Source organism: Caballeronia catudaia (genome assembly GCF_001544755.2).
Lineage (GTDB): Bacteria > Pseudomonadota > Gammaproteobacteria > Burkholderiales > Burkholderiaceae > Caballeronia > Caballeronia catudaia.
On the sequence record NZ_FCOF02000008.1, the window covers coordinates 206,620 to 219,558 of the forward strand.

The window sequence follows — 12,939 nt, forward strand, 5'->3', positions numbered from 1 at the left end:
TCATTCCCCTTCTTTCGTAGTGCCGTCCGCGACGTGCGCAAGCTCGCGCTGGCTCGCGACCAGCGCGACGAGCGTGTTGATCGAACGGAAATGCTCTCGCGTGCGCTCGTCGTTGGACGCGATATTCAGTTGATAGTGTTCGCGCAGCACGATGCCGATTTCGAGCGCGTCGATCGAATCCAGACCGACGCCGTCGGTGTCGAAGAGCGGCGCGTCGTCGTCGATATCGTCGGGCTGCATGTCTTCGAGATCGAGCGCTTCGATCAGAAGCCGTTTGATTTCAAGTTTTAAGGAATCCATAGTCGATCAGATGCTGGGTAATGTGGGCCTCGATCGCGCTCGTCACCGAGCGGGCGGCGAGCGCGGGCGGCTCGTCGCGGGCGGCGAGTTCGTCGGCGCGCAGAGGGTCGAGCACGTTCACTTGCATGTGGAAGGCGCGATCGGGCACGTCGTGCCAGCGCATGTCCTTGGTGAACGCGGGCGGATCGCAGTCCATCAGCACGGGCAGGATCGGCGCGCCGGATTGCAACGCCATGTGCGCAAAACCGCGTGAAAACGCGTGCAGCCGGTTGCTTGCCGGGCTGCGCGTGCCCTCGGGGAAAATGATCATCGTGTAGCCGCGCGCGAGCTGCCGCGCGCCCGCTTCGACGAGCGCGACGGGGTCCGCGTTGCTGACGTATTCCGCTGCGCGCATCACGCCCCAGAAGAACGGATTGCTCCAGTGCGCGCTCTTCACGACGCAGCATGCGCGCGGCGTGAGCGACAGCAGCACCATCACGTCGAGCCAGGTCGGGTGATTCGCCACGACGATGGCCGCGCGCTGCGTGCCTCGCCTGAGCGCGCGGGCGCCGTGCACGTCGAGCTTCATCACGCCGACGCGCACGAGCACGGCGACGAGCGCGCGAAAGAACACGTGAATGACGCCGACGATGATGCGCTGCTTCGAATCGCGGTGCGGCCAGACCGAAGCGAGCGGAAACAGGATCAGCGAGAAGCCGATCCCGCAGACGCCGAACGCGGCGAATGCGAGGGCCGTCGCAGCGAGGCGCCAGTGGTGATCAAGCGCCTTCATGCCAGCACCAGCGCCACATGGAATGGGAATGCTCGCCGCGCCATTCGCTGGCGGCATGCGTGTCGAGACAATGCTGCACGGCCTGACATTGCGAGGCGAACGCCGGGCGCGCCGCAGCGGAATCGGTCACGCGCGCGCATTGCAGCCGCCCGGTTTGCGTGGAAGCGTCGAGCAGAATCGCGAGCGCGCCGCCTTCCGCGTCGTCTTCGACCGGGCCGTAGGCGGGATCGGCCGGTTCGTCGGCATAGACGAGCAGCACCGGGGTGGATGCGTCCGTCGCGTATTGCGCATGCGCTTCGAGCAATGCGTAGCCGAGGGTTTCGTTGCCCGCCGACAACGCGGTGGCGGCGGTGCGGTCGCCGCGCACGATGCCGAAGACGCCGGTCATCGTGTTGAGGACGGACAGACTGAAGGAGGTGGGCGAGACGGTTTTGCCCGCATCGATGGTGTGCAGGATATCGGTCGTGCGATGCAGCTCGCCGTGACGCGAGGCGAACACGACGCGCACGGCGGGCACGGATGCGGAGCAGTCGTGCGCGACCTTCAGCGCGGCCCGCGACAACGTGCTGAGCCGGCGCCGCGTCATCGGCTCGATGAAGCCGATATCGGGTGCGGCGGACGCGGCCGCGGGCCAGAAGGACCAGCGAGCGACTGGAATGGTCCAGTGCGGATCGGGCATGTCGGTGTTCGCGTTCGAAACTCGTGGTACCCGGGCAGCGACGTCCGGCGGCCGCACGATGAGATGTGCTCCGTCCGACTGGCGGAGCCACCCGGTGCTTATGTGTTGATTAATTCGTTTGCAAGCGAGTTAACGGCGCGAAGGGGAAAGAATTTAGCGATTCAGCGCTTGAAATAGGGGACGCCTGCGGACCCTTTTTTATCCGGCGGGATTCTACCGAGCCTCGCGAATGAAAATCATCAAAAATGATGATTGCTTTCCGTTCGTCTCATCGCCGCGACACTGCGACTGCATGCGAGTCGCGGCTTCATATAATCGCGCGCGGCCAATTCGGCATCGTCGAACGGGTAGCGACGTGCTCGATCACAACGGGCTCAACTTTTCATCGTTTCTGCCGTAATCGATTGACCGAGCGGCTGTATTGCCAGGCGCTTGGGCTTCAGCTCCGCTGATCGGAATAATCAACCAGGAGAAACGTTCATGATGTTGGGTCGAATTGCTTTTTATATCTGCGCCGTCGCTGCAGTCACCGGATGCGCGGTAGGCCGCGGAACGGTCGATGTCTCCGCGCCTCAAGGGACGAACCCTGCGACGGGAAAGTATGTGCGCTTCGATTCCGTCCAGGATAAGCGCACGTTCACCGTCGCGCCCCCTAGCGCCGACATGGCGTCACTGGACCCCAGTGAAGATTCGAGCGATGCGTCGAAGGCTCGCGCAATCGGTCGAAAAAGAGGCGGCTTCGGCAAGGCCCTCGGCGATGTGGTGCTTCCCGAAGGCAAGACCGTCTCCGGCCTCGTCGAAAGCGCGCTGGCCACCGGCTTTCAGCAAGCCGGTTACGTTGTCGTGAAGCAAGGCGACCCCAACTTTGCCGCCGCCACGCCGGTGACTGCCCAAGTGATCGATTTTTGGGCATGGTTTCAGCCCGGCTTCTGGTCGGTTACCACCAACCATAAATCGGAATTGCAGTTGTCCGGCAATGTCGGCGCGCTTCACGGCGCTCAGACCGTAAAGACGCGCGTGAGCGAATCGAAACAAGTCGTGGTTTCCAGCGACTGGCGAGAAATCGTGGAAAAAGGGCTGTCGGCGATTACTCTGCAGACGAAGGACCTGGTAAACGGGAAGTAGCGCGTTCAACGGCACAACGTCCGGTTCGAAATGAGCATTCCGAAATAACCGGTTATGTCCGCAAGAAACAAAAAAAGCCCCGAGCAAGTCGGGGCAAAGGTACGAGACCACCTTGTGTAGCGTTGAAGCTACCCGGCGAGAATAGGCAGATGCAGGGCCGCTTCCCACCAGTAAAGTCCGAAACGCTGCCCCGCGCATCGATCATCCTTGACCGATGCCCCCCTTCAGAATATCCCGCGCGCTGCCGATAACACACGCAACCCGTTATTCAGGCTGACGCCACCCGATACGATGAACCGCGCCCCTTCCGAAAGCCCGCTCCAGGCCGCCTTCCTGCGACACGACGACACCCTCGCGCCGCCGGAGCGCGCGTTAGGCGAGGACGATCACGCGGTCTATCGCACGCTGCTCGAATCGACCAAGGCGATTCCCTGGAAGATCGACTGGGCGACGATGGAATTCGCCTACATCGGTCCGCAGATCGAGGCGCTGCTCGGCTGGGCGCCGTCGTCGTGGAAGACGGTGAACGACTGGGCCGAGCGCATGCATCCGGACGATCGCGAAGCGGTGGTCAGCTTCTGCGTCGCGCAATCGAAGGCAGGCACGGATCACGAAGCCGATTACCGCGCGCTCACCCGCGACGGCGGCTATGTGTGGCTGCGCGACGTCGTGCATGTCGAGCGCAACGACCAGGGCGAAGTCGAGGCGCTTATCGGCTTCATGTTCGACATCAGCGAGCGCAAGCGCATCGAGGAAGAACTCACGCAGTTGCAGCAGGAACTGGAGCGTCTGTCGTTCAGCGACAGCCTCACGGGCGTCGGCAACCGCCGCCGCTTCGACGACGTGCTGGCGCGCGAGTGGGACGCCGCGAAGTCATCGGGCAGACCGCTGTCGCTCGTCATGATCGATATCGACTTCTTCAAGTCGTACAACGATTACTACGGTCACGTTCAGGGCGACGAATGCCTGAAGCGCATCGCGCGCGTGCTCGGCGAGGCGGCCGGCGAACGGCATTTTCTCGGGCGCTTCGGCGGCGAGGAATTTGTGCTGATTCTCGCCGATGCCGATGCCGATGCCGAAGCCGCGATGCGCATCGCGGAGCGTTGCCGCGCGCTGATCGCGCATGAAGCGATCGCGCACGTGCGCTCGCCGCACGATCAGCAAGTGACCGCGAGCTTCGGCGTAGGCACCGTCGTGCCCGGCGAGCGCATGGACGTGACGGCCTTCATCAACCTCACCGACGCGCAGCTCTATCAGGCAAAGGACAACGGCCGCAATCGCATCGCGGCCGTGGATCGCGCGGGAATTCGGGGCGAAGGTTTCAAAGCCCAAAGCCGCTGATCGCGCGGAAATTCAGACGCGGCCCGTCACCGGAATCGCCGCGCCCGTGATGCATTGCGCATCCGGCGAAAGCAGGAACGCGATCACCGCGCCGAGTTCCTCGGCTTTCACCCAGCGGGAGAAATCGGCGTCGGGCATGTCGCGGCGATTGGGCGCCGTATCGATGATCGACGGCAATACCGCGTTCACCGTCACGCCCTTGTCCTTCAGTTCTTCGGCGAGGGCTTCGGTCAGGCGCAGCAGCGCGGCCTTCGACGCCGCGTAGGCGCCCATGCCCATGCCCGCTTTCATCGCGGCCAGCGCGCCGATATTGACGATGCGCCCGCCTTCGCTCGCGCTCAACGCCGCGAGCGCGGCCTTCGACGCGTTGAGCGCGGTCTTCACGTTCACGTCGAACAGGGATTGCCAGGTGTCGGCGCTGCCATCCGCGATCGTCTGCCAGCTGAACGCGCCCGCAACGTTCACGAGCGCGTGCAGGCCGCCCGTCTGTTCGACGATGGCGTCGATCGCCGTTTGCGCCGACCTCGCGTCCGCCAGATCGATGCCGGTCACGATGCACGCATCGGCGAGCGGCGCGGGCAATGCGTCCGGCTGACCGCCGTGGCCGCCGTGGCCAATGAGCGCGATGCGCGCGCCGCGCCCGGCGAGCACGCGCGCCGTCGCGAGTCCCAGACTGCCAAAGCCGCCCGTGATGGCGACGATCCTTCCTTCCAGAGTGTTCATCGCGTTCTCCGCCAGACCGAAGGTCGAGAGGACGGCGCCTTTCGGCGCGACGCCCGGAACGCTATTGTCCGCCTGATTCGGCGTAGCCGGACGCCCGTTGCACGGCCAGCACCGCCGCCGATGTGATCAGGCCCGTCAGCAGGACGCCGAGGAACGCGAGGGAAACCGCGGCCGCGCGGCCGATCGGCGTGGTCGGCACGATGTCGCCATAACCGATCGTCAGGCCGGTCACGCCACACATGTATAGCGTCTCGCCGAACGTTACAGGCGCGTGCGTGACCGTGTCGACGGGACCGCCGAAGTAGTACATCGTCACCGCGATCGCCATGAACGTCGCAATGTTGATGAGAAAGAGCGGCGACAGATGCCACACCACTCTGATCATCTCGATGATGGTCCGGCCCGGGCTGACTTTCGGACGCGTGCGACGCTTGCTGGCAGTGCTTTGCATGGTGGGCGATCTTTCGACGGCGAAAATTCATCAGCCCGCCATCGTAGCCCCGCACTGCAAACCGGCGCTATCGGACGATGTCGTCCAACGTGCCGGATACACCTATTTTTACGTTTTCGCCCGTCGGCGCCATCCGGCCGAGCAGCCACACCGCCGCCGCGACGATCAACGCGCACGCGCCCGCGACGGCGAGCGACGCCGCGAAACCGCTCGCGAAACTTTCCCGCGCGATGCGCAGGATCGTGTCGCTGCCCGCGCCCGCATGCGCCAGATCGCCGGCGAGCAGGCGCGAGAGGAACGTCGCATCGAGAATGGCGTCCGGATCGGCGAGGCTGCCTGCGTGCATGTCGAGCGCGGCGTGCGTGCGGCTCGCGAGCACCGCGCCCAGCACGCCGACCGACGTGACGATCGCGGTGAAGCGCGTCGTCGTGCTGATGCCCGACGCCATGCCGGTGCGGTTCGCCGGCACACACGCCATGATCGGCCCGCGCTCACCAAGGCACGCTCGAAGTGGCGCGGCGCGGGCGCTTCAGAGCGAACATCGTCGCGCGGCCGGGCACGCTCGCGGCCGTGCTCGCGGCCGTGCTCGCGCATGTGTCGCTCGGCGGCGATGTCGCCATCGTGCCGCGTTCGCTCGCGCGCTGCGTGACGGTGCCGGACGTGGAATATCGCGAGATCGCGGGCAAAGCCGTGCCTTCGGAAGTGGCGATGGCGTATCGGCGTTTCGAGCGCGCGCCGGCGGTGCGGGCTTATCTCGACTTCGCGGCTTCAAAGATCTAGCGCCTCGAATCCTGACCGGTGCGCGTTCGCGAGCATCGCGCCGTGATGACGGAGCGCTTGGCGGTCGATCGTCATCGCGTCGAGCATGGCTGCGTGCAATTCGTCGACGCGCACGACGCCCGGCGCATTGGCGACCTCCCACGTCGATGCATACGCGTGCTGCTTGCGCGCATCTCCGTGCTCGAGATTCACGCGCGGCAAACCGTACGCCATCGCGACGATCCGGCCATGCAGGCTGCTGCCCGCAAAACCCGCGCTGCCGGCGATCAGCGCGCAGATATCCCAGACGTTCAGCGAATCGAAAATCTTCACGGCGGGATGACGCATGCGCGCCGCCATGCGCTCGTAGACCGCGATGTCGTCGTGCCACGGCGCCGCGCCCGCGCGAAAGAGCGTAATGCCGAGACCGGTCGATTCACCGAGCAAATCCAGTTGATGCGCGATGCGCGCGAGCATGGCGTCGTCGCCGAAATCCGCGCTGAACTGGACGGCCAGATAGCCGCAAGGCAATGTGGGGCGCGCGGCCTGGATGCGGTCGTCGAAGAGTTCCGCCACCAGTGCCGCGGGGTCCGGGACCAATCGTGCGTCGATGCCCGCGCCTCGTAACGTGGCTTGCGTCGCGGCGTCCCGTACGCCGATGTGGTCGGCGGTTCGGAGCTTCGTCAGCACTTCGTCGCGCAGCGCGGTATCGCGGGCATCGAGCGTCGCGCCGCCGATCGCGTCGAAGCAGATCCACGCCGCCCGTGGAAACGTCTCGCGGCCGATCACGTAGGGGGCGTGCGCGTCGATTCCGAGTTCCGTGCGCGCCCACGCGCGGCGATCCGTTGCGCTCGAGCCGTATCGGGCGATGCAGGACTGCGTGTCTTCGGGCCTCGTCAGCATTACGGCGGCTTCCCATGCGTCGCACGTCAGCAACTCGCCGCCCGCGTGAATCAGCGTGAGGGGTTCGTCGCGCCAGCGTTGCGCGAGCCGCGGGAGCGCGGCGACATCGTGGCCGCCGAACGCGCGCAAGTCGCGTTGCGCGCATCCGGCAAACACCGGTTCGATGTCCGGAAACCGTTGCACAAGCAAACGCGCGACGACATGCGCGAAGAGCATATCGCCGAAATTGTGTCGGTCGAACGCGCCGAAGATGATGACCGGGCGGTTCGGCGCCGCTTGCGGATTAGCCAAATGGCCACCTGTTCAAAAGAGCGCCCGACGGGCAGCATGGGCCACGTCGACCGTAAGGAACGCTGAGGTTCAGAAGTCCTGGAGGAAGAATATGTCCATGCACGCTGCAGGCGGAGTTCTGCTAAAGTACACACGTGAGTACACACAGGAGTCCGTCATGCCTATCACTCGAATTTTTCGGAACGGCAATTCGCAAGCCATCCGCATTCCTGCCGAACTCGCCTATCCGGAAAACGAAACGGAGGTCGAGATCGAACGCATCGGCGATGAGCTTCGTATTCATCCCGTGCGTCGGCCGCTGGCGGGCGCGCTCGACCGCTTCAAGCGCTTCGATTCCGATTTCATGGCGTCCGGGCGCAGCGAGCCGGAACAAGACGATCGGGAGTTCTTCTGATGCCGCGTTATCTGCTCGACACCAACATGTGCATCTATCTGATGAAACATCAGCCCGAGCAGGTCGCCCGGCGCTTTGCGCAATGCTACGTCGGCGACGTGGTCATGTCCGCGATCACATACGCCGAATTGCAGTTCGGCGTCGCGATGAGCGCGCGGCCCGAGCGCGAGCGCGTCAATCTGGCGTCGCTCGTCGAGCTGATCGAAGTCGCGCCGTTCGGCGAAGATGCAGCGGCGGCCTACGGGCCGATCCGCCAGACCTCGCGCGAGCGTAACAAGGGCGCGCTCGACAAGCTGATCGCGGCTCACTCGGTCGCGCTCGGCGTGCCGGTCGTAACGAACAACCTCAAGGACTTCGAGAATTACCCCGGCGTCACCGTCGAGAACTGGCTCGACGACGGCGCGTGATGAAGTGGTCCCGCGTGCGGCGGCGCTCGCCGGAGCGAGCCCTCACAATCGTCTAATTCTGCCCGGTCACACTTCCTTCACACGCTGCAACGCGGGAGGGAAGGATGAAGATCGAATCGACGCAGATCGCCGCGGCATCGCTGATTGCCGAAGACGCGAGGCGCGACGCATCGCCGGTTGAGGAGACCGTCGGCGCATCCTCGTCTTCCGAGCCGATGCCCTACGACGACCTTCTGCCCTGCCTGCTTCTGCCGATGGCCGGCGCGTACTGAATCACGATCCGCCGGAGCAGCCGATGTTCATACGAGACGGCGTCACCTACGCGTTTCATCACATGGGAATTCCGACGCACGAGCCGCGCGCGGGCGAGCGCTACAGCACGCACTTCCGGAAGAGCATCGTAAGGAGGCTGAATGAGCGCCGAATGAGGCGTCGCGGCGCGCTTGACCTGGATGATTGAAGCGCTTATACAGAACGCTCACCGCTCACGACCGGAGTGCTGAATGACAAGAAACGCGATTCCCTTTGTGGTTTGCGCCATCGCTCTCGCTGCGTGTTCGACGGACGGCACGAACACCGCCGTTGCGCCGCCTCCCGGTTCCGTCATCGCGGCACTTCCCTCTGGCGGCGTCTACAAAGGCGCGCTCAAAAACAGCACCGCCGACGCCACGCTGCTCATGCTCTTCAATGGCACCGCGTATCTCTTCTATGGCGGCGCGGGCGGCACGGGTCTCGCGGGTGTCGCGATCGCGGCCAACGGCGCGCAGGCGCGCGACGGGCGCTTCACCAGCGATTCGGCGCTCGACTATCGCGTGGGGACGGCGAGCGCATCGCCGGCCGCGTTCAGCGTCGACTTCTCGCACGCGCCGGCCGTCGATGCGACCGTCGCAATCAGGGACGGCGGCGCGGACCTCGCGTTTTCCGGCCGCGCCGCGCCGATGCTCGATATCGCACCGAGCAAAGCCAACGCGGGCGGACTCTACACCGGACGCGGCATGTCGCTCGCCGGGGCGACGCCAACGCGCATCACCGTCGCCGCCGACGGCTATCTGGCCGGTACGACCGCATCCGGCTGCATCTTCAGGGGAACGGTGGCGCCGCATGAAGGGGCGAACGCCTACGACGTCTCGGTTACGTTCGGCCCCGCGCCTTGCCCTGTCCCGGACTCGACCGTGACCGGTAACGCGGTGCTCGACGGCGCGCGTCTTCTCGTTGCGTTGCCGAGTCCGGATCGGGCAAACGTATTTCTCTTCGACGGGCGGAAGTAGACGCCGCCGCGAAATGAATCGCGTTTTGATTAAAAGCGCGATCTCTATCCTAAGATTGTTTCACCGCACGCGGCGTCGGCGTTCCGTCCGGTTGCTTCTCGGGCCGCGCGCTCCGCCGAGCGTGGCCGTTGTTTGGTCAGCGCATTTCGTCGATAACAACAGGAGACAACCCAGATGAAGGCAACGCTCAAGCTTTTGCCGTTGGCCGCAGGCGCCATGTTCGCCTGGCTGTCGCTCGCGAACATGGCGAACGCCGCGCAGGACAACGTCAATGCGCTATCGAACTTCCGTCAGACCGGCAACGCCACGCCGCCAGAAAAGATCCCGCAGAGCGGATCGACCGCCGACGCGCTGCGCAAAAACCTGGACCAGATCAAGCTGCCGCCGGGCTTCAAAATCGAGCTGTACGCCGTGGTTCCCGAGGCGCGGCACATGGCGATCGAGCCGTCGACGGGCGTCGTGTTTGTCGGTACGCGCAAGAATCGCGTGTGGCAGGTGACGGATCGCACGAAACAGCGCGTCGCGAGCGATGTCGTGCAGTTCGCGTCCTCCGTGCCGTTCAAGGTGCCCAACGGCGTGTGCTTCTCGCCGGACGGCGTCCTTTACGTCGTCGAGCAGAACCGGGTGCTCGGCTTTCCCGCCGCGCACTTTTTCGGTGAAGGCGGCCCGGACGTGGCCGCGGCGGTGGTCGTGCCGCAGGGCAAGCTGATTCCCACACAGTTCGAAAGCTTCAACCACGGCGCGCGCGCATGCCGCGTCGGACCGGACAAGAAGCTGTACATCGCGCTCGGCCAGCCGTGGAACGTGCCGCCCAAAGACAAGCTCGCCGAGCTCGACAAGCACGGGCTCGCGGGCATCATCCGCATGGATCAGGACGGCAAGAATCGCGAAGTCTATGCGCACGGCGTGCGCAATTCGGTCGGCCTCGATTTCAATCCGAAGGACAAGACGCTGTGGTTCACGGATAACCAGGTCGACGGCATGGGCGACGACACCCCTCCCGGCGAGCTGGATCATGCGACCAGGGCCGGCGAGCACTTCGGCTTTCCGTGGTACGGCGGCGGCAAGGTGCGCACGGCCGAGTACAAGGACCAGAATCCGCCGGCGGGCGTCGTGTTCCCGGAGGTCGAGTTCGCCGCGCACGCCGCGGACCTCGGCATGTCGTTCTACAACGGCAAAATGTTCCCGCAGAAGTATCAGGGCGGCATCTTCGATGCGGAGCACGGTTCGTGGAACCGCACGAAGCCCATCGGCGCGCGCATCATGTTCGTCCCTATCAAGGACGACGGCACCGCGGGCGAGCCGGAAGTCTTCGCGCAAGGCTGGCTCACGGATAGCGGCGAGTACATGGGCCGTCCGGTCGACGTGCAGGTGCTGCAGGACGGCTCCCTCCTCGTCTCCGACGACTACGCGGGCGCGATTTACCGCATCTCGTATGCGGGCGCCAAATGAGACATGCGAGACATGCGATGACGCCCGGCGCTTCTGGCGGGCGTGCTGGCGAAGGCCGCGCAATGCGCGGCGTGTCGCGGCATCGACGACGCGGATGCCGCCAATCTGGCGGCGTATTACCACAGCCTCGGCAAGCAGTGACACCGCCGGAAGTGTTGCAAATTTGCTGCGGACGAAACCCGATTGCGATTTTTTTTGATTCAGGTATTGACGTGGAAGCTTAAGGGTTTATACTAACTCCTGTCTCCTCCATGTCTCAACCGATGTGGATTCAAGCCCGCTCATCGAAGCGGGCTTTTTTTTGTCCGCGTTTTTGCCCGTTCGGTGGCGTGTTTCCGGCACTAGACGGCGTGACCGCGCCGCGCATCGAGTGCCTTTCGCGAGCGCTCCAGTTCTTCGGCGATCAGCCGTTCATCGGGCAGCACCGTCTGATATTCGGCGGCCAGAATCTTGTTTGGCAGGTTGTCGAGCGCGTAGCGCGCCTCCGCGCTGCCCTTTCCCGCACAGAGAATCAGTCCGACCGGCGGGTTTTCCCCCGGCTTCATCCAGTGCTCGCGCGCGTAATTCAGGTAGAGATGCATCTGACCGGCGTCCGCGTAGCTGAATCGCCCGACCTTCAGATCGACGACGACGAGGCATTTCAGACGCCGATGGAAGAACAGCAGATCGACGCGAAACCACGTGTCGTCGATGCGCAGCCGTCGCTGCCGTCCGATGAACGCGAAATCGTCGCCCAGTTCGAGCAGGAAATCCGCAAGGCGCTGGATCAGCGCATTCTCCAGATCCGACTCGGAATATTCGTCCTTGATGTCGAGAAATTCGAGGACGAACGGGTCTTTGATCGCTTCCTCGGGCGTGATCGCGTCGCCGGGAGCGTGCTCGGCGGCTTTTTGCAGCAGCGCCGCCTTGTTGCGCGACAGCGCGAGCCGCTCGTAGAGCTGGCTGTTCACTTGCCGGTCGAGCTGGCGCACCGACCAGCCTTCGCGCAGTGTTTCGGTTTCGTAGAAAGCGCGCGCCGCGTCGTTCTTCACGGAAAGCAGGCGCACATAGGCGGACCACGGCAGCGTGAAACGCGCGGCGAGCGCCGCGAGGCGCGCGTCGGCGGGAACGGAAAGCGGGGATTCTCCAGACGCCGTCTGGAGCGTTTGCGAAGCCGCCGACGATTCTCCAGACGCTGTCTGGAAAATCCGCTCTGGCGGCCATTGCTGGTAGAACGCGCGCATGTTGGCGAGATTCGCCCGGCCGAATCCCCTGCCGAAACGCTTCGTCAGATCGGCGGCCAGTCGCGCGATGAGCGCCTCGCCGTACGCCGCCCGATCGGCCCCGCCCTGCTCCGAATCGACGATCCGCCGCCCGATTTCCCAGTACGACGCCGTCATGATCGCGTTGACGCTGCGGGCAGCGGCGCTCCGCGCGCGCTCGAGCACCTCGACGATGCCCGAGCGGAATTCGTCATAGTCGTGGGTGGCTATCGCGTGCTTCGTCATCCGTCGATCGTCTCCGTGCGGTGCGGCCCGCAGGTCGCGTCAGCGCTCGAATATAGCGGATTCGCCTCCCCGTCGAGGCGCGCCATCCGCACGGAACGTCGATCTTCCTGTTTTGTGTTGGTCTCCCGACGCGCCCCTCGCGACTGGCTAGGGGTTTCGTTCCCAGGCTCTTCGGCCTCGATGCCCGATGTTTTCCACAGAAAAGGTGCACAAGCCTGTGGATATCGTCCCGGCTATTGCCGCAACGTGTTGATTCGACACTGCTTACATCCGACGCCCAGCGATGCGCCCCCGCGCGCCGCCGGCTCAGTCGCCTTTCGGCAGGCAGGACGCGAGCATCGCGTCGACGCGATTCATCTCGATGCTGAAAAGCGACTGCGGCGCGGTGGCGTTCAGCTCGTCGGCGGCGGAGCTCGGCAGCGCCATCGCGATGGTGGCCGTCGCGAACAGCGCGACGATCATCGACAGGAACCAGGAAAAGACGACCATCGCCAACCTCGTCAAGTAGATCTCTCGGAATCGGCGCGCATGAACGTCAGCGCGTGATGTGAAGAGTAGAACTGTGCGGCGCCGCGCACAGCCCTACT

General features: G+C 64.5%; 15 protein-coding genes and 2 pseudogenes. 8 read left to right on the forward strand and 9 right to left on the reverse strand.

From position 1 onward, the window contains the following. The 3 genes from AWB75_RS11755 to AWB75_RS11765 are packed head-to-tail and all read right to left on the reverse strand — an operon-like array spanning position 1 to position 1,751. Complete coding sequence (locus AWB75_RS11755; RefSeq protein WP_061124249.1) at positions 1–300, reverse strand: phosphopantetheine-binding protein; 300 nt, start codon at positions 298–300, stop codon at positions 1–3. Continuing rightward, positions 281–1,072, reverse strand: a complete 792-nt coding sequence (locus AWB75_RS11760) for a lysophospholipid acyltransferase family protein (protein ID WP_061124250.1) — start codon at positions 1,070–1,072, stop codon at positions 281–283. The genes AWB75_RS11755 and AWB75_RS11760 overlap by 20 nt, the downstream gene beginning before the upstream one ends. Further along, positions 1,059–1,751, reverse strand: coding sequence for a beta-ketoacyl synthase chain length factor (locus tag AWB75_RS11765; protein ID WP_061124251.1), 693 nt, complete (start codon positions 1,749–1,751; stop codon positions 1,059–1,061). The genes AWB75_RS11760 and AWB75_RS11765 overlap by 14 nt, the downstream gene beginning before the upstream one ends. Before the next feature lie 480 nt (positions 1,752–2,231). Between AWB75_RS11765 and AWB75_RS11770 the strand changes: the two genes are divergently transcribed. Both AWB75_RS11770 and AWB75_RS11775 read left to right on the forward strand, forming a co-directional pair. After that, complete coding sequence (locus AWB75_RS11770; RefSeq protein WP_061124252.1) at positions 2,232–2,876, forward strand: hypothetical protein; 645 nt, start codon at positions 2,232–2,234, stop codon at positions 2,874–2,876. Positions 2,877–3,167: 291 nt separating this feature from the next. After that, on the forward strand, positions 3,168–4,217 hold the full coding sequence (locus AWB75_RS11775) for a sensor domain-containing diguanylate cyclase (RefSeq protein ID WP_061124253.1): 1,050 nt from the start codon (positions 3,168–3,170) through the stop codon (positions 4,215–4,217). A gap of 12 nt (positions 4,218–4,229) precedes the next feature. Here AWB75_RS11775 and AWB75_RS11780 read toward each other — a convergent pair whose 3' ends face one another. From AWB75_RS11780 to AWB75_RS11790, 3 genes and pseudogenes are all read right to left on the reverse strand, one after another. Beyond that, positions 4,230–4,940: an SDR family NAD(P)-dependent oxidoreductase gene (locus AWB75_RS11780; protein WP_061124254.1), complete on the reverse strand. Its 711-nt coding sequence runs from the start codon at positions 4,938–4,940 to the stop codon at positions 4,230–4,232. A gap of 61 nt (positions 4,941–5,001) precedes the next feature. Then, positions 5,002–5,391 (reverse strand): potassium channel family protein, encoded by a 390-nt coding sequence (locus tag AWB75_RS11785; protein WP_061124255.1) that lies wholly within the window; start codon positions 5,389–5,391, stop codon positions 5,002–5,004. A gap of 67 nt (positions 5,392–5,458) precedes the next feature. Continuing rightward, positions 5,459–5,872, reverse strand: a pseudogene (locus AWB75_RS11790) (MFS transporter); the annotation flags it as partial. A gap of 17 nt (positions 5,873–5,889) precedes the next feature. On the opposite strand from AWB75_RS11790, the pseudogene AWB75_RS11795 reads away from it, so the two are divergent. Next, positions 5,890–6,171: pseudogene (locus tag AWB75_RS11795) on the forward strand (LysR substrate-binding domain-containing protein); the annotation flags it as partial. Here the strand turns inward: AWB75_RS11795 and AWB75_RS11800 are convergent. After that, complete coding sequence (locus AWB75_RS11800; RefSeq protein WP_061124258.1) at positions 6,160–7,344, reverse strand: polysaccharide pyruvyl transferase family protein; 1,185 nt, start codon at positions 7,342–7,344, stop codon at positions 6,160–6,162. The pseudogene AWB75_RS11795 and the gene AWB75_RS11800 overlap by 12 nt on opposite strands. Before the next feature lie 157 nt (positions 7,345–7,501). On the opposite strand from AWB75_RS11800, the gene vapB reads away from it, so the two are divergent. The 5 genes from vapB (at position 7,502) to AWB75_RS11820 (ending at position 10,865) form a co-directional block, all read left to right on the forward strand. Next, on the forward strand, positions 7,502–7,738 hold the full coding sequence (gene vapB, locus AWB75_RS11805; RefSeq protein ID WP_061124259.1) for a type II toxin-antitoxin system VapB family antitoxin: 237 nt from the start codon (positions 7,502–7,504) through the stop codon (positions 7,736–7,738). Then, positions 7,738–8,145: a type II toxin-antitoxin system VapC family toxin gene (locus AWB75_RS11810; RefSeq protein WP_061124260.1), complete on the forward strand. Its 408-nt coding sequence runs from the start codon at positions 7,738–7,740 to the stop codon at positions 8,143–8,145. Before vapB ends, AWB75_RS11810 begins: the two co-directional genes overlap by 1 nt. Before the next feature lie 104 nt (positions 8,146–8,249). Further along, on the forward strand, positions 8,250–8,417 hold the full coding sequence (locus tag AWB75_RS38090; protein ID WP_200822966.1) for a hypothetical protein: 168 nt from the start codon (positions 8,250–8,252) through the stop codon (positions 8,415–8,417). A gap of 231 nt (positions 8,418–8,648) precedes the next feature. Further along, complete coding sequence (locus tag AWB75_RS11815) at positions 8,649–9,413, forward strand: hypothetical protein (RefSeq protein WP_061124261.1); 765 nt, start codon at positions 8,649–8,651, stop codon at positions 9,411–9,413. A gap of 174 nt (positions 9,414–9,587) precedes the next feature. Then, on the forward strand, positions 9,588–10,865 hold the full coding sequence (locus AWB75_RS11820) for a PQQ-dependent sugar dehydrogenase (protein ID WP_061124262.1): 1,278 nt from the start codon (positions 9,588–9,590) through the stop codon (positions 10,863–10,865). Between the two features lie 341 nt (positions 10,866–11,206). Here AWB75_RS11820 and AWB75_RS11825 read toward each other — a convergent pair whose 3' ends face one another. Further along, positions 11,207–12,352 carry a PDDEXK nuclease domain-containing protein gene (locus AWB75_RS11825; RefSeq protein WP_061124263.1) on the reverse strand — a complete coding sequence of 382 codons (1,146 nt, stop codon included), beginning with the start codon at positions 12,350–12,352 and terminating at the stop codon, positions 11,207–11,209. Positions 12,353–12,658: 306 nt separating this feature from the next. Next, complete coding sequence (locus AWB75_RS11830) at positions 12,659–12,841, reverse strand: hypothetical protein (protein WP_061124264.1); 183 nt, start codon at positions 12,839–12,841, stop codon at positions 12,659–12,661. Positions 12,842–12,939 lie beyond the last annotated feature (98 nt).